This window comes from Hanstruepera ponticola, from assembly GCF_012931685.1.
Classification (GTDB): Bacteria; Bacteroidota; Bacteroidia; order Flavobacteriales; family Flavobacteriaceae; genus Hanstruepera; species Hanstruepera ponticola.
On the sequence record NZ_JABANC010000001.1, the window covers coordinates 1,026,744 to 1,046,600 of the forward strand.

The 19,857-nt window shown below is 32.8% G+C and carries 26 protein-coding genes; 15 read left to right on the forward strand and 11 right to left on the reverse strand.

What is annotated here, in order from left to right:
• The first annotated feature begins 10 nt into the window (after window positions 1–10).
• The 8 genes from HGK31_RS04505 (at window position 11) to HGK31_RS04540 (ending at window position 7,168) form a co-directional block, all read left to right on the forward strand.
• A complete protein-coding gene (locus tag HGK31_RS04505) occupies window positions 11–640 on the forward strand; it encodes a 4'-phosphopantetheinyl transferase family protein (RefSeq protein WP_191858661.1) in 630 nt (209 codons plus the stop codon).
• Window positions 641–1,372 carry a phosphoglycerol geranylgeranyltransferase gene (locus tag HGK31_RS04510; RefSeq protein WP_191858662.1) on the forward strand — a complete coding sequence of 244 codons (732 nt, stop codon included), beginning with the start codon at window positions 641–643 and terminating at the stop codon, window positions 1,370–1,372.
• Window positions 1,369–1,629 carry a thiamine-binding protein gene (locus HGK31_RS04515; protein WP_191858663.1) on the forward strand — a complete coding sequence of 87 codons (261 nt, stop codon included), beginning with the start codon at window positions 1,369–1,371 and terminating at the stop codon, window positions 1,627–1,629. The genes HGK31_RS04510 and HGK31_RS04515 overlap by 4 nt, the downstream gene beginning before the upstream one ends.
• Window positions 1,613–2,245, forward strand: a complete 633-nt coding sequence (gene pnuC, locus HGK31_RS04520; RefSeq protein ID WP_191858664.1) for a nicotinamide riboside transporter PnuC — start codon at window positions 1,613–1,615, stop codon at window positions 2,243–2,245. Before HGK31_RS04515 ends, pnuC begins: the two co-directional genes overlap by 17 nt.
• A complete protein-coding gene (locus HGK31_RS04525; RefSeq protein ID WP_191858665.1) occupies window positions 2,206–2,775 on the forward strand; it encodes an AAA family ATPase in 570 nt (189 codons plus the stop codon). The genes pnuC and HGK31_RS04525 overlap by 40 nt, the downstream gene beginning before the upstream one ends.
• A complete protein-coding gene (locus tag HGK31_RS04530; protein ID WP_191858666.1) occupies window positions 2,776–4,326 on the forward strand; it encodes a DUF4301 family protein in 1,551 nt (516 codons plus the stop codon).
• Window position 4,327: 1 nt separating this feature from the next.
• Entirely contained in the window at window positions 4,328–4,735 is a 408-nt protein-coding gene (arfB, locus tag HGK31_RS04535; protein ID WP_191858667.1) for an alternative ribosome rescue aminoacyl-tRNA hydrolase ArfB, read from the forward strand.
• Between the two features lie 219 nt (window positions 4,736–4,954).
• Window positions 4,955–7,168 (forward strand): TonB-dependent receptor, encoded by a 2,214-nt coding sequence (locus HGK31_RS04540; protein WP_191858668.1) that lies wholly within the window; start codon window positions 4,955–4,957, stop codon window positions 7,166–7,168.
• Between the two features lie 30 nt (window positions 7,169–7,198).
• Here HGK31_RS04540 and HGK31_RS04545 read toward each other — a convergent pair whose 3' ends face one another.
• On the reverse strand, window positions 7,199–7,651 hold the full coding sequence (locus HGK31_RS04545) for a hypothetical protein (RefSeq protein WP_162919950.1): 453 nt from the start codon (window positions 7,649–7,651) through the stop codon (window positions 7,199–7,201).
• Window positions 7,652–7,796: 145 nt separating this feature from the next.
• On the opposite strand from HGK31_RS04545, the gene greA reads away from it, so the two are divergent.
• Window positions 7,797–8,270, forward strand: a complete 474-nt coding sequence (greA, locus tag HGK31_RS04550; RefSeq protein ID WP_104735362.1) for a transcription elongation factor GreA — start codon at window positions 7,797–7,799, stop codon at window positions 8,268–8,270.
• 72 nt (window positions 8,271–8,342) lie between these two features.
• On the forward strand, window positions 8,343–8,732 hold the full coding sequence (locus HGK31_RS04555; RefSeq protein ID WP_104735363.1) for an HIT family protein: 390 nt from the start codon (window positions 8,343–8,345) through the stop codon (window positions 8,730–8,732).
• Here the strand turns inward: HGK31_RS04555 and HGK31_RS04560 are convergent.
• Window positions 8,727–9,080 (reverse strand): hypothetical protein, encoded by a 354-nt coding sequence (locus HGK31_RS04560; protein ID WP_104735364.1) that lies wholly within the window; start codon window positions 9,078–9,080, stop codon window positions 8,727–8,729. The two genes, HGK31_RS04555 and HGK31_RS04560, sit on opposite strands and share 6 nt — an antisense overlap.
• A 1-nt stretch (window position 9,081) precedes the next feature.
• Window positions 9,082–10,254 (reverse strand): sensor histidine kinase, encoded by a 1,173-nt coding sequence (locus tag HGK31_RS04565; protein WP_191858669.1) that lies wholly within the window; start codon window positions 10,252–10,254, stop codon window positions 9,082–9,084.
• Window positions 10,255–10,374: 120 nt separating this feature from the next.
• On the opposite strand from HGK31_RS04565, the gene HGK31_RS04570 reads away from it, so the two are divergent.
• The 3 genes from HGK31_RS04570 to aat all read left to right on the forward strand — a co-directional run bounded on the left by HGK31_RS04570 (window position 10,375) and on the right by aat (window position 12,583).
• Window positions 10,375–11,244 carry a flavin reductase family protein gene (locus HGK31_RS04570; RefSeq protein ID WP_191858670.1) on the forward strand — a complete coding sequence of 290 codons (870 nt, stop codon included), beginning with the start codon at window positions 10,375–10,377 and terminating at the stop codon, window positions 11,242–11,244.
• Between the two features lie 22 nt (window positions 11,245–11,266).
• Window positions 11,267–11,644 (forward strand): DUF3127 domain-containing protein, encoded by a 378-nt coding sequence (locus HGK31_RS04575; RefSeq protein ID WP_104735367.1) that lies wholly within the window; start codon window positions 11,267–11,269, stop codon window positions 11,642–11,644.
• A 315-nt stretch (window positions 11,645–11,959) separates the two neighbouring features.
• Window positions 11,960–12,583 (forward strand): leucyl/phenylalanyl-tRNA--protein transferase, encoded by a 624-nt coding sequence (aat, locus tag HGK31_RS04580; RefSeq protein ID WP_191858908.1) that lies wholly within the window; start codon window positions 11,960–11,962, stop codon window positions 12,581–12,583.
• On the opposite strand, the gene HGK31_RS04585 is transcribed toward aat, so the two are convergent.
• Window positions 12,584–13,147 (reverse strand): DNA-3-methyladenine glycosylase I, encoded by a 564-nt coding sequence (locus HGK31_RS04585; RefSeq protein ID WP_191858671.1) that lies wholly within the window; start codon window positions 13,145–13,147, stop codon window positions 12,584–12,586.
• Between the two features lie 153 nt (window positions 13,148–13,300).
• Here HGK31_RS04585 and HGK31_RS04590 point away from each other — a divergent pair, with 153 nt between their 5' ends.
• Entirely contained in the window at window positions 13,301–13,918 is a 618-nt protein-coding gene (locus HGK31_RS04590; protein ID WP_191858672.1) for a thioredoxin family protein, read from the forward strand.
• Here HGK31_RS04590 and HGK31_RS04595 read toward each other — a convergent pair.
• The 7 genes from HGK31_RS04595 to HGK31_RS04625 form a co-directional block, all read right to left on the reverse strand.
• Window positions 13,915–14,631, reverse strand: coding sequence for a hypothetical protein (locus HGK31_RS04595; RefSeq protein ID WP_233450980.1), 717 nt, complete (start codon window positions 14,629–14,631; stop codon window positions 13,915–13,917). The genes HGK31_RS04590 and HGK31_RS04595 overlap by 4 nt on opposite strands.
• Window positions 14,632–14,694: 63 nt before the next feature.
• Window positions 14,695–15,390: a tRNA pseudouridine(55) synthase TruB gene (truB, locus tag HGK31_RS04600; protein WP_191858674.1), complete on the reverse strand. Its 696-nt coding sequence runs from the start codon at window positions 15,388–15,390 to the stop codon at window positions 14,695–14,697.
• 1 nt (window position 15,391) lies between these two features.
• Window positions 15,392–16,186 (reverse strand): undecaprenyl-diphosphate phosphatase, encoded by a 795-nt coding sequence (locus HGK31_RS04605; RefSeq protein ID WP_191858675.1) that lies wholly within the window; start codon window positions 16,184–16,186, stop codon window positions 15,392–15,394.
• 56 nt (window positions 16,187–16,242) lie between these two features.
• Window positions 16,243–16,497 carry a DUF3098 domain-containing protein gene (locus HGK31_RS04610; RefSeq protein ID WP_104735373.1) on the reverse strand — a complete coding sequence of 85 codons (255 nt, stop codon included), beginning with the start codon at window positions 16,495–16,497 and terminating at the stop codon, window positions 16,243–16,245.
• A gap of 2 nt (window positions 16,498–16,499) precedes the next feature.
• Window positions 16,500–16,853: a hypothetical protein gene (locus tag HGK31_RS04615; protein WP_191858676.1), complete on the reverse strand. Its 354-nt coding sequence runs from the start codon at window positions 16,851–16,853 to the stop codon at window positions 16,500–16,502.
• A 27-nt stretch (window positions 16,854–16,880) separates the two neighbouring features.
• On the reverse strand, window positions 16,881–17,816 hold the full coding sequence (locus HGK31_RS04620; RefSeq protein WP_191858677.1) for a hypothetical protein: 936 nt from the start codon (window positions 17,814–17,816) through the stop codon (window positions 16,881–16,883).
• A gap of 58 nt (window positions 17,817–17,874) precedes the next feature.
• Complete coding sequence (locus HGK31_RS04625; protein ID WP_191858678.1) at window positions 17,875–18,753, reverse strand: cell division protein FtsX; 879 nt, start codon at window positions 18,751–18,753, stop codon at window positions 17,875–17,877.
• Window positions 18,754–18,939: 186 nt separating this feature from the next.
• Here HGK31_RS04625 and HGK31_RS04630 point away from each other — a divergent pair, with 186 nt between their 5' ends.
• Complete coding sequence (locus HGK31_RS04630; protein ID WP_191858679.1) at window positions 18,940–19,809, forward strand: UbiA family prenyltransferase; 870 nt, start codon at window positions 18,940–18,942, stop codon at window positions 19,807–19,809.
• Window positions 19,810–19,857 lie beyond the last annotated feature (48 nt).

The following is a 19,857-nucleotide window of genomic DNA, read 5'->3' on the forward strand; positions in this document are numbered from 1 at the left end:
AGAATATTAAATGCCTCTATATAAAACCCTTACTCCAAATTCGGATACAACTGTTAAAATTTGGAAGATAACTGAAACCTATGATGATTTGATGAAGCCTATCACCTTAAAGCCAGAGAATATGGAACGTGTTTTGGGCATGAAAAGTGAACTGCATCAACGTGGGTTTTTAAGTGTTAGACATTTATTGGCCGAATTTGGTTATACAGATTCAGATTTATTTTATGATGAAAACGGAAAACCACATTTAAAAGATGGTAAGCATATTTCAATAACGCATTCTTTTACGTTTTCGGGTGTTGTAGTGAGTGATACGGAAGTTGGAATAGATATTGAAAAACAGCGTGAAAAAATTGGGCGTATTGCTCATAAATTCATGGATTATGAATCACAGTATTTAGATTCAAATGATCATGAATACGTACGAAAACTAACTGTTATCTGGTGTGTAAAAGAATCTCTTTATAAATTGTTTGCTACGCCAGGCTTAAGTTTTCTGCAACACACATTAGTTATTCCTTTTATGATACAAGATGAAGAAACAGTATCTTGGATTGATTATGAAAATTCAAAACATCGCTTTGATGCTACTTTTTTTGAATTTGAAGGTTTCACTTGTGCCTTTGCATTGCCATCGTAAATGAAAAATATCTATAATAATATATTACAGTCTATTACCAATGATGAAAAATTATTGGCTGTACTTATTGATCCAGATAAATTCTCAATTAGGACAGCAGAAGATTTTCTAAATAGAGTTAATAAGTCTGTTGCTACACATATTTTTGTTGGTGGAAGTGAGGTTGAAGGACAACAAACAGGAATTTTAGTAAAAGCTTTAAGGCGTTTTACGCAATTACCAATTATATTATTTCCAGGAGATGTAACTCAAGTAACTAATGAAGCCGATGGCATTTTATTTTTGTCATTAATTTCTGGAAGAAATTCGGAATATTTAATCGGGAAACATGTCAAGTCAGTTTCAAGATTGAGTGAAACAGAACTTGAAATCATTCCAACGGGTTATATGTTAATTGAAAATGGTAAGGAAACCGCGGTTGAACGTGTAACAGGCACAAAACCATTGTCCAGAGTAAATATACAGCTAATAGAAGACACTGCTAAAGCGGGTGAATTTTTAGGAATGAAGCTTATGTATTTAGAAGCGGGAAGTGGTGCAACGCATCCTGTAACTGTAGAAATTATCTCAAAAGTGAAAAAGAATATCCAAATCCCATTGATAGTTGGAGGAGGCATACGAACAAGGCAACAATTGGATGAGGCCTACAATTCTGGAGCAGATTTAGTGGTGATTGGGACTGCATTTGAGGAAGATGAATCGTTTTTTGATAGCCTAAAAAAGAAAATATGAAAATATCAGTAGAACTAACGTTAACACCTTTGCAGAATGATTTTGAACCTGCAATTATACACTTTATTAAAAAACTTCGTGCTTCAAATTTAAAGGTTCTTGAAAATCCATTGAGCACCCAAGTTTATGGTGATTATGATGAGGTGATGTCTTTATTGCAAAGTGAGATTAAAGAAGCTTTTGAACTCATTGAAAATGGTTTACTTTACATGAAAATTGTAAAAACAGACAGATACGACTATGAACCACATTTTTGATTTTTTCTTTTCACAGTATCAAGATTATGAAACGCTTGATATTGTATTGGAAATTGTTGCGGTTATTTTTGGATTTTTATCCGTCTGGTTTTCTAAACAGAATAAAATTTGGGTGTTTCCTACAGGTATGATAAGTACTGTCATATTTGTGTATTTATTGTATAAATGGGAATTGTTAGGCGATATGATGATTAATGCGTATTATTTTATAATGAGTGTTTATGGCTGGTATGTCTGGACTCGAAAAGTAGATGCAACACATGTAACGCCCATTTCTACAACTACAAAAAAAGAAAATATCATAAGTGCTGGCATATTTTTGGCAACATTGTTATTTGTTTTTATAGTTTATCAAATCTTTGATAAATGGACTGGTTGGGTAGCTTATGTTGATACATTTACAACAGCTATTTTCTTTGTAGGCATGTGGTTAATGGCACGACGTAAAATTGAAAACTGGCTATTTTGGATCATTGGCGATATCATATCTGTTCCACTTTATTTTTATAAAGGATTTACATTCACTAGTCTGCAATATTTAGGATTTACCATTATTGCAATATTTGGATATTTAGCATGGAAGAAGAGCTTAAACAAAAGAATAGCAACTGCATAAAAGTAGTTTTGTTTGGTCCTGAATCAACAGGAAAAACAACCTTGTCCAAACAATTGGCGAGGCATTATAATTCTGTTTGGGTACCTGAATATGCTAGAGAGTATTTACAAAACAAATGGAATAACGAGAGAAAGACCTGTGAACCTAAAGACTTACTACCAATTGCTGTAGGTCAAATGAAACTTGAAAACGAGCTAGCTCAAAAAACAAATACAGTGCTTGTTTGTGACACAGATTTGTTGGAAACCAAGGTCTATTCTGAAACCTATTATTCTGGAACTTGCGATTCTATTCTCGAAAAATACGCATTACGTAATACTTACGATTTGTATTTTTTGACCTATATTGACACGCCATGGGTAGCTGATGATTTAAGGGATAAACCAACTGAACGTCTGGAGATGTTTAAAGCGTTTGAGCAAGCCTTAATTAAATACAACAGACCTTATGTGTTATTAAAAGGCAATAAGGAAGAGCGCTTAAAATTAGCAGTTTCTTATATTGACAAACTATTAAATGAAAAACGTTAAATGCTTTTAGAAAAGGATAACATACAAATAGAAAATAAAGGTCTTACCATTGGTAAGGTAAAAGAGCAGATCCAACTGTTTAAAGACGGTTTGCCGTTTGTAAATTTAGAATCTGCAGCAACCAGTGATAATGGCATTTTAAAACTATCAAATGATGAAAAACAACATTTAATCGAATTGTTTGATGTAAGAAGAAACGAAAATTCAATACTAAAGTTTGTTCCAGCTTCAGGTGCAGCAACTCGAATGTTCAAGTCGCTTTTCAAATTCATTGAAACGTTTAACCCTGAAAAGGAAACTTTAAATGCCTACATAAATAGAGAAAAAGAATCTAATCTGTCATTGTTTTTTGTGGGTTTAGAAAAGTTTCCGTTTTATGGTATTGTAAAACAAGAAATGAAAAGGTATTATGCAGATTCTGAATCGTTTTCAACAGATGAACAACGTTTATATTTCGTAAAAACCATGTTGGATTCAGATAAGCTTAATTATGGTTTTTTTCCAAAAGGATTGTTGCCATTTCATACGTATAAAGGGCATATTGCAACAGCATTTGAAGAGCATTTATTTGAAGCAGCATTATATGCCTCTAGTAATAATAAAGCACATTTACATTTTACAATTTCGGAACGTTATAAAAACATCTTTGATGATGAATTTAAACGAATTCAGGATATCGTTGAGCGTAAAACAAACACAAAATTCTACATATCTTTTTCGTATCAAAAGGAATCGACCGATACTATAGCTGTGACACCAGAAAACAAACCGTTCCGTTTAGAAGACGGCAGTTTATTGTTCAGGCCTTCTGGTCATGGTGCCTTATTACAAAATTTAAATGAGCAGGATGCTGACATCATTTTCATAAAAAACATTGATAATGTCGTCGTGTTTAAATACGAGCGAGAAGTTGCCAATTACAAAAAGGCACTTGCAGGCTTATTGGTTTCACTTCAAAAGAAGGCATTTGATTATTTAAGGCAGTTAGAAAACGAATCAATTACTGAAAACAGTTTAATTATAGTTGCTGAATTTTTGAGTAATAAGCTTAACACAAAAATATCTACCGAATTTGAGAAGTACTCTAAAAAATATCAAATAGAGTATTTAAGATCAAAATTAAATAGACCTATTCGTGTATGTGGAATGGTTAAGAATGAAGGAGAGCCAGGAGGTGGCCCGTTTTGGGTAAAGGATGAAAGCGGCCAGATTTCATTGCAAATTGTCGAGTCTGCTCAAATAAACAAAAGAGATAAGAGGCAGAAAGACATCCTTAAAAATGCAACACATTTTAATCCTGTAGATTTAGTTTGCGGTATCAAGGATTATAGAGGGAATAGATTTGATCTTGAACAATTTGTAGATCCTAAAACGGCTTTTATAACCATGAAAACCAAGACAGGAAAAGAACTAAAAGCACTAGAGTTACCTGGACTTTGGAATGGTAGTATGGCTAATTGGAATACCATTTTTGTTGAGGTTCCACTAATAACTTTTAATCCTGTAAAAACGGTTACTGATTTATTAAAACCAACGCATCAAATCAAATAACATGTTTCATGAAGAACTTTTAATATCTGAATTACAATTTAAAGCTGTAAGAAGTTCTGGAGCAGGAGGGCAACATGTAAATAAGGTGTCTTCAAAAGTCGTTTTAAATTTCGATTTAAATAATTCTCAAGTATTTTCAGAAGAACAAAAAGTCTTGCTATTTAAAAATTTGGCAACCCGATTAACTTCTGAAGGTGTGTTAATTCTTCAAAGTGATGAAAGTCGCAGTCAGCATAAAAACAAAGAATTTGTCATTAAACGATTTTTAGAATTGATAAAACAAGGATTAATCGTTCCAAAAAAGCGTAAGCCAACAAAAACTCCCAAATCAGTAAAACTTAAAAGGCTTGCAAATAAAAAGCAACAGTCTGAAAAAAAAGCAAATAGAAAGCCTCCAAAGTTAGAGTAAATATTAATCATTCTTCATTGTTAATTCTTCATTGTTAATTATCTTTGCAGCGTTCTCAAAAAAGGGGTGCCTATTATCGGCTGAGATCATACCCATTGAACCTAGAACAGGTAATGCTGTTTAGGAATTTTTAATTGTCATGCTGAGCTTGTCGAAGCATCTAATAATTTATTAACCAAAGAATAATGACCTCTTTTTATTCGATTTTAATTAATCGTAATGAAAAATTTATTCACAACCATTGGTTTTTTTGTTTTTACCATGAGTCTTTTTGCTCAAGAAAAACCTAATGAACAACAAAATGATTCCACGAATCTTGAAGTTTTAAATGAAGTTATGGTGAGTGCTGTACGTGTTAAAGCGACTTCACCAATAACGCATTCAAATATATCCAAAGAAGAGATTCAAGAACGTAATTTAGGACAAGACATTCCAATTTTGTTAAATTACTTGCCTTCAGTAGTTACCACATCAGATGCTGGAGCAGGCGTTGGTTATACAGGTATACGTGTTCGTGGTATAAATGCACAATCAACCAATGTAACTATTAATGGTATTCCATATAACGATGCAGAATCGTTAGGAACATTTTGGGTGAATTTAGGCGATTTTGCCTCTTCTGTTGAAAGTTTACAATTACAACGTGGTGTTGGAACATCAACAAATGGATCTGGAGCTTTTGGAGCGAGCATTAATGTATTGACCGATGCCATTTCTGAAAATGCTTTTGCAGAATTCGCTAATTCTTTTGGAAGTTTCAATACGCATAAGCATACTTTAAAGTTTAGTACAGGTTTACTAAACGATCATTTTGAAGTTGCGGGTCGTTTATCAACTATTCAGTCTGACGGTTACATTGATCGCGCGACTTCTGATTTAAAATCCTATTTCCTACAAGGTTCTTATGTAGATGATAATCGCTTAATAAAGCTGATAACATTTGCTGGTAAAGAACGAACCTATCAATCGTGGAACGGACTTGAAGATATAGAAAAGCTTGAAAATGATAGAACCTATAATACGGCTGGCGAATATACCGACGAAAACGGGAATATTCAGTTTTATGAAAACGAAGTTGACAATTACCAACAGGACCATTATCAAATACACTGGAACGAACGCTACAACAACTATTGGTCTACCAATTTAGCCTTAAACTACACGTATGGTCGTGGCTATTTTGAACAATATAAAGAAGATGAACCTTTCGCCGATTACGGATTAAATGATGTTATAATTGGTAGTGAAACAGTAACTGAAACTGATTTAGTAAGAAGACGCTGGTTAGATAATGATTTCTACGTTGTAAATGCCAATGCAAATTATAAAAAAGGCGGTTTAGATGCTATTTTTGGAGGCTCTTATAGTTATTATGATGGTGACCATTTTGGAGAAATTATTTGGGCGCAACTTGCAAGTAATAGTATGAATACTGACAGATATTACGAAGGAAATGGAACAAAAACAGACTTAAGTTTCTTTGGTAAAGCAAATTACAGATTAAATGACAAGATTAGCTTGTTTGCAGATTTACAGTTGCGTTTAGTGGATTATAAAACAACTGGGTTAACATCAGATAGAATACCCTTATTGGTAGATGAAAACTATAGCTTCTTCAATCCAAAAGCAGGTATCACCTATACCATAAATGGTGCTAATAGCTTGTATTTTTCGTATGCAAGAGCCAACAGAGAACCAAATAGAGATGATTTTGAAAATAACGATACCGTCAAACCTGAACAGCTAAATGATTTTGAATTAGGTTGGCGTTACAATACAGATACATTTAGAATATATGCCAATGCCTATTATATGCTATATAATGAACAACTGGTCTTAACTGGACAGCTTGATAATGTAGGAAATCCAGTTCGTACCAACAGTGGTGAAAGCTATCGTTTAGGTTTAGAAATAGAAGCAGCTATTCAATTAGGAAAAAAGTTTGCTATTCAGCCAAACCTAACCTTAAGCTCCAATAAAAACAAAGAGACTATTACATCTTTCAACGGTGAATTGGTGAATTTAGGAAAAACAGATATTTCATATGCTCCAAATATAATTGTTGGTAATGCATTCGTTTTTCAGCCTATCTCAAATTTGCAAATGTCGATATTAAGTAAATATGTTGGAGACCAATTTATGAGCAATACCGAAGCCGAAGCCTCAAAATTAGATAGCTACTTTGTAAACGATTTTAATATTAATTATGAGTTATCGTTTAAAAGAGATGAGGAGTCTCAACCGTTTTTAAAATCAATTGTTTTTACTGGATTGGTAAATAACCTCTTTAATGTGAAGTACGAATCTAACGGTTATTATTATACCTATGATGATACGTGGTCAAACCCACCACAAGTCACAACCATTGAAGGAACTGGTTTTTACCCACAAGCAACCATAAATTTTTTATTAGGAGCTACTTTGAAGTTTTGACATAATAGTGCGACCATCAGGTCGCACTATTTAATTATTCCAAACTCTTATAATATCACCAGTTTTTTCAACAAAATAGCGTTTTAAGCCGTAAGAGCCAGTTGTGCCTTCTTGAGGTTGTCCTGTTAGAATATCATAGGTTTTTGAATCGTCGCAATCACAAGTAGCCAATACGCCTTCAACCGTCAAAGTAGAACAGGTGCGCAAGGCGTGATTAGGATCGCTCAATTCAAAAGCATTATAGTTATTACCTCCTGCATAATAAACAACTACTCCATTAATACCGTAATTGGAGTTTAATATCACGTAATTATTTGGGAATAGCAAATCAGTATATGGTATCAAAGTAGTGTTTATTAGATCACCTGTATTAAACGAATAATTCGGTAGGTACTGGTTATTGTTGTTATTATTGTCATCATCATTATTCTTACATGACCATATTAAACAACAACATATTAAAAGGATTAGGACGTTTTTCATAACACGCAATTTTTGTTGCAATTTACAACAAAAAGTAAAGAGAGTTGAATTTTTTGTATATTTGCATAGTAATCTCGTGAAAGCGGGATTTTTTCGTTAGTCCCGAACATGATTCGGGTCTTTTTAATATATAAACGATGAAGTTATGAGTAAAGTATCCTATTACACAGCAGAAGGGTTAAAAAAATTAAGAGACGAGTTAAGACAATTAAAAGATATTGAACGCCCTCGTGCTTCCCAAGCTATTGCAGAGGCAAGAGATAAAGGTGATTTAAGTGAAAATGCTGAATACGATGCTGCTAAAGAAGCACAAGGTATGTTAGAAATGAAAATTTCTAAATTAGAAGAAACCTTGGCTGGTGCACGTTTAATTGATGAATCACAATTAGATAATTCTAAAGTATTAGTGCTATCAAAGGTGAAGATTAAAAACCAAACTAATGGTATGGAAATGACCTACACGTTGGTGGCTGATGGTGAAGCTGATTTGGCTTCTGGTAAAATATCTGTTAATTCACCTATAGGGAAAGGTTTATTAGGAAAATCAGTTGGTGAAGTTGCGGATATTCAGGTACCTAATGGTGTTATGAAATTTGATATTTTGGAGATTTCTAGATAAAATTAAACTAAATAATAATTAAAAGATTCCTGTCCTGCAGGAATCTTTTTATATTTACATAAACCTGAAATTATGGCATCAATCTTCACAAAAATCATTAATGGTGAAATACCTTGTTATAAAATTGCTGAAACCGACAAGTTTTTTGCTTTTTTGGATATAAATCCTAATGCTAAAGGGCATACTTTATGTATTCCAAAACAAGAAGTTGATAAATTATTCGATTTAGATGATGACATCTACTTGGAACTCATGGCTTTTTCAAAATCAGTCGCGCATGCTATAAAAAAAGCGGTTCCGTGTAAACGTATAGGTATGACGGTTATAGGATTGGAAGTACCACATGCTCACGTACATCTAATTCCATTAAACACGATGGAAGATGCACGTTTTTTAAGCAAAGAAAAACTCACTGATGAACAGTTCAAAGAAATTGCTTCTGCTATAAAAGCACATTTATAAACTGTCTTTTAGAAAAAACAAAGTCACACCTGCTATTAGAAGCGCTACAGTGATTCCAATAAGTAACCAAGCTTTCTTTTTTAATTTGAAAGTATCTTTTTTTGGAACAAACGCACGTTGGTGATAGTTTACTACACGTTCAATATCTTCTGTCCAGCTTACAGGATATATTGTTGTATTACAAGTTTTACAGTTTAAAATATGCTTGGTTTCTTGGGTAATGGACTTATAAAAATTTGATTCTTTAAACTTTTGTTTAAAAGTTAAATGTAAACCATCATTACTATAACATTCTGGGCAGTTGTTTTTTAGAGCAACTTCTTTTATGGTAATAAATTTCTCAGCCATATTATAATGATTTTAATTCAATTTGCATGGTTGTTCCCTTGTTAGGTTCAGAGTGTAGAACCTTTATTTTTCCTCCATGGAATTCTTCAATAATCCGTTTTGCTAATGATAATCCCAATCCCCAACCGCGTTTTTTAGTAGTATAACCAGGTTCAAAAATAGTTCTAAATTGTTTCTTTGAAAGTCCTTTTCCGGTGTCACTAATTTGGATTTTTACATTTTGTTCCAATTGGACAATTTCAATAATCAATTGCCCTTTGCCTTTCATGGCATCAATGGCGTTTTTAACCAAATTTTCAATCGTCCAGCTATAAAGTTGTCTGTTTAATTGGACATAAATGGCTTCATCTGGAGCTTTTAATTCAAACTCAATTAAATCAGATGAGCGTGCTTTTAAATAATCATAAGAATCAATAGTTTCTTTAACTATATCAGATTTTTCTAATGTGGGTAAAGATCCAATTTTACTGAAACGTTCAGTTATGGTTTGTAAACGACTAATGTCTTTTTCAATTTCAACAATGTATTCTGGGTTTACATGTTCAGTTTTTAGTATTTCTGTCCACCCAATTAGCGATGATAAGGGTGTCCCAATTTGGTGGGCTGTCTCTTTTGCCATACCAGACCACAATTTATTTTGTGTTGCAATTTTTGAGCTACGGTAAAAGAAATAAACTACCGCAGAGAATAGGAAAATTATAAGTAGTAATGCGAGAGGATAATATTTTAATTTATTGATTAATGGAGAATTACCATAATACAATTTTCCCAAAGTTACTTCTTGGTCTATTTCAGAATCAAAATAAGAAAGCTCAATAGGCTTATTTTCGTTTTCAAACTTTGCAACAAGCTTATTTACGTAATCTGAATTTTCAAGTTTTGTGCTATCTAAATTTCGCCAAAAACCAACTTCATTTTTTTCGTCAACTACAATCATGGGATTGTCGTTTTTAGTGTCAAAAAAAACTTTTGAAGAAACAGGATTGATATTATCGGTTAAAAAATTTTGTTGGATGTCACTTTGCGCAGCTGCCCAGATGTCCATTTTTTTTCGCTGTTCTTCCTTAAAATGTTGAAAAAACACATAAGTATTCCATAGAATTAGTGAAATAATTCCGAAGGAAGCAATAACAATTATCCAACGAGTAAGGTTGCGATGTTTAGAAAAAATCATAGCGTAATTTACAATCTGTAATATAATGTAAATCTGTTAATAATATTGTGCGATAAGTCAATCAAATCATTTTTAGTTCATTATCATATTAATTACATTTGTGCAAATTAATAAAGATTCATGACATCTTACGATCCTAAAGCATTATCAACAGGTAAACTGCATAGTTATTTATTAAGTGCTGTGGCACCAAGGCCTATTGCCTTTGCCAGTACTATGGATAAAAACGGTAAGCCTAATTTGTCACCATTTAGCTTTTTTAATGTCTTTAGTGCTAATCCACCTATCTTAATTTTTTCACCTGCAAGACGCGTGAGAAACAATACAACAAAACATACGTTAGAAAATGTATTGGAAACTAAAGAAGTGGTGATTAATGTTGTTAATTACGACTTGGTACACCAAACTTCTTTGAGTAGTACTGAATATGCCGAAGGAATCAATGAATTTGAAAAAGCAGGTTTGCATATGTTGGAGTCTGATTTAGTAAAGCCCTTTCGTGTTGCTGAATCACCCATTCAGTTTGAATGTAAAGTAAATGATGTTATTTCTTTGGGAGAAGAAGGAGGTGCTGGAAATCTGGTCATATGTGAAGTTGTTAAGTTACACATTGATGATGAGGTTCTGGATGCTAATGGGCATATTGATCAAGTAAAGTTAGATTTAGTAGCTAGGTCTGGAGGTAGTTTTTACAGCCGTGCTAAAAGTGGTTTTTTTGAAATCCCTAAACCACTATCTACTTTAGGTATAGGTGTTGATGGTCTTCCTGAACATGTAAGAAATAGCATGATTTTAACAGGTAATGATTTGGGTATGTTAGGTAATGTTGAAGAATTGCCTAGCGAAGAATCGGTTAAGGAGTTTGTAGCATCAATTAGTGAGCGTTACCCAAATATTTCGGCTGCATCACATAGAGAAAAACATAAATTGGCACACAACTATTTAAGCTTTGGCGATATAGAAAGTGCCTTAAAAATATTATTATCATAACACAGAAAATTAGAACTTAAAAATGGAAGTACAAGGTAGAATTAAGGTTATTGGAGAAACGCAAACCTTCGGATCAAACGGATTTAGAAAAAGAGAGGTGGTGGTTACAACTGAAGAACAATACCCACAGCATATTATGGTAGAATTTGTTCAGGATAAAACCGATTTATTGAACAATTACCAAGTGGGGCAACAGGTTAAAATAAACATTAATTTACGTGGTAGAGAATGGGTGAACCCACAAGGAGAGACCAAATATTTTAACTCCATTCAAGGATGGCGTATTGAAGCTTTACAAGCAGATAGTTCAAACCCAGAAATGCCACCTGTGCCACCAGCAGAGGCTTTTGAGCCTGCTAGCAACATAAATGAAGACGATCACGACGATTTACCTTTTTAAATCGTGTTCCTTTATTTCGAGTGTGCCATCTGTTGTTGGTAAACATTGAGAAGTATTGTAATGAGTGTTTAATTTAAACTTAAAACCCAGCTCAAAAGGTTGGGTTTTTCTATGAAAAAAGCCTTGTGAAAACAAGGCTTTAGTTTTGTGGTTTTAGATTTGACCTTTATAAACAAACTCAAAAAAAGCAATGATGAACAAAATTTATTGCACAAAGGTCTCCGTAAAGATGCTAAAAAAAGTTGTATTTTCAAAGTCAAATATTGGTTTGACTGTCATGTTTTGGCAGCTAAACAACATGTTTTCAATAGGTTTATGTATTATATAGGGCGTGATATAAAATTTTCTAATCCACGAGAGGCAAGTAAAGATGGCCTGATTGGTGTTGGAGGTGATTTATCGGTTGAGCGTTTGCTTTTAGCTTATAGGAAAGGCATTTTTCCCTGGTTTGAAAAAGAGCAGCCTATTTTATGGTGGTCTCCAGATCCTAGGTTTGTATTGTTTCCAGAAAAACTAAAAGTGTCTAAGAGTATGAAGCAAGTTCTACGTAATTTAGATTTTGAAGTAACCGTAAATAAAGATTTTAATAAAGTAATTAAGGAATGCTCACAAGCCAATAGAAATGGCCAATCAGGGACTTGGATAACTCATGACATGATTGAGGCTTATATACAGTTTCACAAATTAGGTTATGCCAAATCTGTTGAGGTTTGGTCAAATAATGAGTTGGTTGGAGGACTTTATGGCGTTGACTTGGGTAATGGTATTTTTTGTGGTGAAAGCATGTTTACAAAGGTGAGTAATGCTAGTAAAGTAGGCTTTATAACCTTTATTAAAAACTCTGATTACAAGCTGATAGATTGCCAAGTTTATACCAATCATTTGGCGAGTTTAGGTGCTGAAGATATTTCTAGAAATGAGTTTTTAAAACAGTTATAGTCACACTTCATTATATCTAAAACAATTTATCTCGTGGTCATTAACCATGCCAGTTGCTTGCATATGGGCATAGATAACGGTACTACCCACAAACTTAAAACCACGTTTTTTTAAATCTTTACTTAAAGCATCCGAAATTGCAGTTGTGGCAGGAGCATCTTTATAATTTTTGATTTTATTCTTAATGGGTTTATGGTCAACAAAAGCCCAAATGTATTTGGAGAAAGAGCCAAATTCATCCTGAATTTTCATAAAGGCTTGGGCGTTGGTAACAGTTGCATGTATTTTGAGTTTATTTCTGATAATACCAGCATCTTGTAACAAGCTATCAATTTTAGGCTGCTTGTAATGGGCAATTTTTTTATAGTTGAAATTATCAAATGCGTTTCTAAAGTTTTCACGTTTTCTTAAAACTGTAATCCAACTTAATCCAGCCTGAAAAGTTTCTAAAATTAAAAATTCAAAGATAGTTGCGTCATCATAAATGGGAACACCCCATTCTTGATCATGATAGGCTTCATAAAGCGCATCACCAACACACCAACCACATCTATGTTTTGTCATATTTTGTAAGATTTTGATATAAAGTTAGACATACATATGATATAAATCATATTTGAAGCCTAAAATTCAGATTACTTTTGCTGTCTAAATGTAACAAGAGTTACTAAAATAGTGAGTTATTGGCAGTAATTTTGTAAAAGAAAAATAAAATATATGGAAGTCATTCAAACAACATCAAAGGATATTATTGTTTCAGCTTTATCGAAAAGTATAACCTACCAAGACTATAGAAAAATGGTTAAGACGCTAGTTGAAAATAATTCTACAACTGGTAATGACAAATCAGAAGCTATGGTAAATTATACCATGCTAAATGATAGACGTATGAAGCGTTGGGACAAAACAGTAAAGGTGTCAGATGAGGTTAAGAACCGATTATCAAATTTTTCAGGAGATGTTACTTGGTTGGTTATTACAGAGAGTTGGTGTGGCGATGCGGCTCACGTAATTCCGGTAATAAATAAAATAGCCGAGTTGCACGATGGTATTGATTTAAAATTAGTTTTAAGAGACGAAAACGATGCTTTAATGAATCAGTTTTTAACTAATGGCGGAAAAGCTATTCCCAAATTGATTATGATTGATAATGCTACTGGACAAGTGATAGATACTTTTGGACCACGACCCAGCGAAGCAACCAAAATGGTAAATGATTATAAAGCAACTTTTGGCAAATTAACACCAGAATTTAAAGAAGATTTACAACGTTGGTACAATCAAGATAAAGGGCAAACAGCTATAGAAGATTTACTGCAATTGCTCTGTCTTTAGTGCTTTCCTTCAAAATAAAAAGTAATAGACCCTAATTGTGATTTTTTAGAAGCATCTGAACTAAAACGGGCATTATTGGCATATTCAATGGCATGATCTTTTAGGCATTGATTATCAATTGAAGCGGCTTCGTTTATTGAACTATTGGTGACTTTTCCAAGAGAGTTCACGGTAATATTGACAACTATTTTACCACCTGATTCACATAAGTAAACAGGAGTAGGTAAATAGCTATGTGTTCTGTTAACCAAAGAATAATGCATAGAACTTTCCTTATTCACTGACTGCTGACTTATATTACTCCGCTGTTTTTTTAATAAGGAGTTCACATCATTAAAGGATGACAAAACATCATCATCAATTTCAGGTTGTGATGTGCTAGTTTCATTTAGGCCATCATTATTTACTTCTTGATTTTCAGAAGGCCTATATTCATAGTCTTTTGGAGGTGCAATAGGCTGATAAGCTTCAGCAAAACGCTTATAGTTTTCAGTCTCATTAAAGGCTTTATTAGTTTCAGCCGTGACTTGTTCTTCAGCCTGGGCTTTTTCTAGTTCTTCTTGTATTAGCTCTTCTTCTGTTTTGGGTTCTACTAGATAATAACTTTCAGTTAAATGCGGGTTTTGTTGCTTTAGATGAAAGCTAAATAAACCCATAACCAAAGACCCAGCAAGCAGTCCGGTTAAGAGTAAAGATTTATGTTTATCAGTCAAATTCAAAAACTAAAATATTGGGCTAAACACCAGGTGTTGTAATGTAATATACGGAAAAAAGTATTATTTGGTTGTTAAGCCTGTTATAAAGGATTCTGGAGTTAGCGCATTTTTAACCGAGAAATCACCAATTTTGGTACGCCTTAAAACCGATAAATGCGCTCCTGAATTTAGTGCTTTTCCAAAATCATGAGCCAAAGAACGAATGTATGTTCCTTTACTGCAAACCACTCTAAAATCAATAGTATTACCATCAATATTGGTGATTTCAAATTCTGAAATAGTAACGGTTCTTGGTTTTATCTCAACTTCTTCGCCAGCTCTTGCAAACTCGTATAAGCGTTTACCATCTTTTTTTATAGCTGAAAATACAGGAGGATATTGTTCGATATCACCAATAAATTGTTGCGTGGTATCGTGAATCAATTTTTCAGATATGTGATTAGTAGGGAAAGTTTTATCAATTTCAGTTTCTAAATCATACGAAGGCGTGGTGCTACCTAAAACGAAAGTGCCAGTATATTCCTTTTCCTGACCTTGAAAGGTATTGATTTGCTTGGTCATTTTACCCGTACAAATAACCAGTAAACCAGTTGCCAATGGGTCTAAAGTTCCGGCATGACCAACTTTTATTTTCTTGATGTTAAGGGCATGACGAATTTCCCATCGCAATTTATTGACCACTTGAAAGGACGTCCAATTCAAAGGCTTGTCAATCAATAAAACTTGACCAGATAGGAAGTCGTCGGCTGTTTTCATACTAATTAACTAAAGTATAGATAATGGCACCCAAACCAACAATTAGACAGTAAATAGCGAAATAAGATAATTTACTTTTTTTAACCAACGAAATCATCCAAGTACAAGCAAACAAACCAGCAATAAAAGCTGCTATAAAACCAACGCTTAAAGATGTAAAGTTTGATGCTTCATAGGTTAAATCACCGCTAAAAATATCTTTAGCAATTTTCCCAAAAATTAAGGGTACTACCATTAAGAATGAGAAGCGTGCCGCTCGTGTTTTATCATTTCCCAATAAAACGGATGTTGAAATGGTTGCTCCAGATCTTGAAATTCCAGGAAGCATGGCTATTGCTTGCGAAATGCCAATAATAAAAGCATTTGCAAATGTAACTTTTTTGTAAGTGTCTTTTGCTTTGTCAGCAAGTAAAAGCAAAATAGCTGTAACCAATAACATAAAGCCTACTAACATAATATTGCCGCTAAATAACTGTTCTAATTCGTCCTCAAAAAACAAACCAACAATAACAGCAGGAATCATAGATAAGGCAATTTTTGAAACGAATTGCAAATCTTCATTCCACTCCAATTTCATAACACCTTTGAGTATCAACCAAATGTCTTTTCTAAAAACAACCATGGTACTTAATGCTGTTGCAAAATGAAGAACAACAGTAAATAATAGACTTTCTTTTGGTATTGAGTTATCACCAAGAATAGCCTTTCCTAATTCTAAATGTCCGCTAGATGAAACAGGTAAGAATTCGGTAAGTCCTTGAATGATTCCTAAAATTATTGAATCTATAATATCCATAGGGCAAAAATATCAAAATACACTTACCAAAGGATAAAGTTGAAAGAAAATAAGTGTTATTTCTTATTCGGATTTAAAAGAATAGCATAAACCTCAATACCAAAACCTAATAGAACCAATCCTGGAGCCAATCGGATACGTCTCCAGTTAAAAATTTCTGGGTTAAAAACGTTTGGATCGTCACTGCCACCGCCAGACATCAAAATAAAGCCCAGTGCAATAACTCCTAAACCAATAAGCATGAATTTATAATTCTTTTTACCGAATATAAATTCAGTTTTTGCAGCTTCTTTACGTTTTTGTTCTCCCATAATTAATCGAATTCAGTATAAATAATGTCATCACCTACAGCGAGTTGGGCAATATGCTCTGAAGTACCCAACCACAATTTAGCTAAATGCAAAGTAACAGTTTTATTTAAAACTTTTGCGTTAAGAGAATCTAAATTTAATCCGCGTTCCAATCCACGATTTATATAATAATTGTCACCACCACTGTCTTTAAACACAATATCATTTGAAGCAATTCCTGAAATACCGACAATTGTTTTGGTTTCAACGACACATTTTTCAGGTTTTGGGTCTTTAATCAGTGAAGTTATAGCGACAAGCCCAAAAAAACCGACACAAAAGGCAAGAATCATATAAATTAGAGTGCTTTTTTTCATAATAATTACAAGTGAAATTAATTTCAGCTATTCAAATTTTGAAATGACTTTATTTTTGTCTTTAAGGAAAATACTCAAATTATCCTTATCTCTGAACGGATGAAATAACAGTTTATTACCATAACTCATAACAATTAAAGGAGCATGGCTTTCATTTTCTATTTTTATTAACTCTTTCTCCAAGCTACTTGTGCCACTTAAAAAATAGAAAGAATTTTTATCAACAAAAATCAAGATTTCATTAGCATTTACATATAAATGATAAAAATAATCTTTCAACTCAAATACAAATTCCTGTTCGTCACTCCAAATGTGATTGTATTCAAAAATGAATTTATCATTTTGCCAATAAATCTCTATTCCATAATTTTCTTGACCAGCAATTAAAATTTTTTCTTTAATAAACTCATTAATTAATTCCGAATCTGATGCGAAAATTTGATTGATTACTTCATCATTGGTTGCTAATGAAGTTAATGGTCCAAGCAATTCTCGATATTCATATACATTATATTCAATTGACTTTTTGGTTAAAAAAGAATTTGTTTTCTCTCTATTGTTTATCGTAAACTCTATGAGCTTTAATACGTTAACAATATCAATTCTATCAGTATAAATTCTTATAGATAGACCGTGACCATTAGATGGTGTTTTATAATCAGATTTTATTCCTCCAATTATTTTAAAATTAGAGTTATTATATTCCAATAAATATAAATCGTCTGAATATTCTTTAGCGTAATCTTGAATATATTCAATAAATACTGTGTCCTTGTATTGTAAACGGTTGGATAGTTTTTCTGCTAGTTGCCCTACAATTTTAGTTTTGTAAATGTCTGAATAGTCAAATCCAGTTCTCATATATACTTTGACGTTGCCATAGTTCTCTGCAACAACTCTATTCTTGTGTGAATAGCAGTTAATGGAAAATAATATCGAAAAAGTGAAAATTACTAATCTCATTATTTTTTCATAATATCTAACAACTAACAACTAACAACTAACAACTAACAACTAACAACTAATAATACAACTGATCCGTTTTCAAATTTAAGAAACGTTGTGTAGCGATAAAGGTACTTATCCAGGTAATAATAATACCCAGCATAAATACACCTACAAACAATACAACCAATAGAACCGTATTGTTCATTAAATTTAATTCTGGAAATGTTTGGTTTACATAATATAAAACCACAGCCATTCCAATAAGTGCTAAAATGGCCCCAATCATACCTAAACGAACACTTTTCCAAACAAAAGGACGTCTAATAAATTGTTTAGTAGCACCAACCATCTGCATGGTTTTTATAGTGAAACGTTTCGAGTAAACAGACAAACGGATGGAACTATTTATTAATAGAACAGCAATTACTGTAAACAACCCACTGATTACTAAAATCCAAAAACTTATTTTCTTGACGTTGTTGTTCATTAAGGTAACCAAATCATTATCATAGCGTACTTCATCCACAAAGCTTTTCGTTAAGGCTTCTTCCGAAATGACTTGTAAACGTTCTTCAGTCACAAAATCGGCCTTAACATGTACATCTATAGAATTTTGCAACGGATTGTAACCTAGGAACTCCATAAAATCTTCACCATTTTCAGCTTTAATAGATTCTGCCGCTTGCTCTTTGGAGACAAACTCCGTAGATTTTACATAATCCGAAAGTGCTAAACTTTTTTCTAGCTGCTTAATTTCGACATCTTTAGCCGAATCTTTCAAATAAATGGTCAACACCACTTGCTCTTTGAAATGGTCAGATACTTTTTTAGCATTTATAACCAACATGCCTAATAAACCTAATAAAAACAATACCAAGCCAATACTCAATACAACTGAAAAATACGAGGAAATTAGTCTGCGTTTTTGATACTTATCAAAAGATGAACTCATATAAACGTTTGTTAATGATGTAAAAATATAAAACAATTTGAAACAAAACTTCAAAAGACAAAAGTCTTTTGATATCAGTAAAATTGTCATTCTCACTAAAGTGAGAACCATTTGTTAATCTTTAAACGTTTAAACTTTCAACATTGTTATAATAAGCTTAAATTTGAGTTATAAAAGATCCCCAATTTGAAATTTTCACTTCAAGATTTAAAAATTTCTAGACCAGGTTTATGGTTTCCAACAATTTGGATTTATTTAGTTCCTTTCAATTTTCAAAATGCGTTTTGGCTGTCCTTAAACTTTTGGATTGGATTATTATTTGTCACGTTTCCCCTAAACTATTTAGTCTATGGATTTAATGATTATAATGACACCTATGCCGATAAGGTCAATAAAAGAAAAGGGAACTTTTTGTTTGGTGCTAAATCTAATGAAACGCAATTAAAAGGGGTTCCTCTAAAAATAGCTTATATCATTGTACCTTTTATAGCTTACTTTTCCATAATTAGTGGTTGGAAAATGTTCGGGTTATTGGTTTTTATGATTTTAATTAATTGGGTGTATAATTTCAAACCATTTAGAATAAAAGAGCGGCCGCCTTTTGAAATTATAATACAAATAGGCTATGTGTTTACAGCATTTTTTAGTGTATTGTTAAATGATTTAGGGATGTTGCCTTGGCAAACTATTTTATACTTAACATTGTTTGCATTTCAAGCGCATATTGCTGGAGAAATCATGGATATTGAACCGGATTTAAAATCAGGAAAACGAACGACTGCCACAATAATAGGTAGAAAAAACACCAAGCTTATGATGCTGTCAATACTATTGGTTGAAGTTTTTATTTTATCTGTTTTGTTTCAAGATTTTGTGCTTGCTGGATTCTTGACCGTTTTTTCATTATGGCTTATACTAGATACATTCATTTTTTTTAAATCGAAACCCTATACAGTTAAACAAATGAAACTCTTTGGAATAGCTATGAATGTCTCTGCTATTTTATCTATGATTTGGATTTTATATTCTGGGAAACTTATGCATCCTGTTTTTTGATTACACTTCCTTTTACAGTCTTATAATAAAGCGTAAATTTGCCGTTTT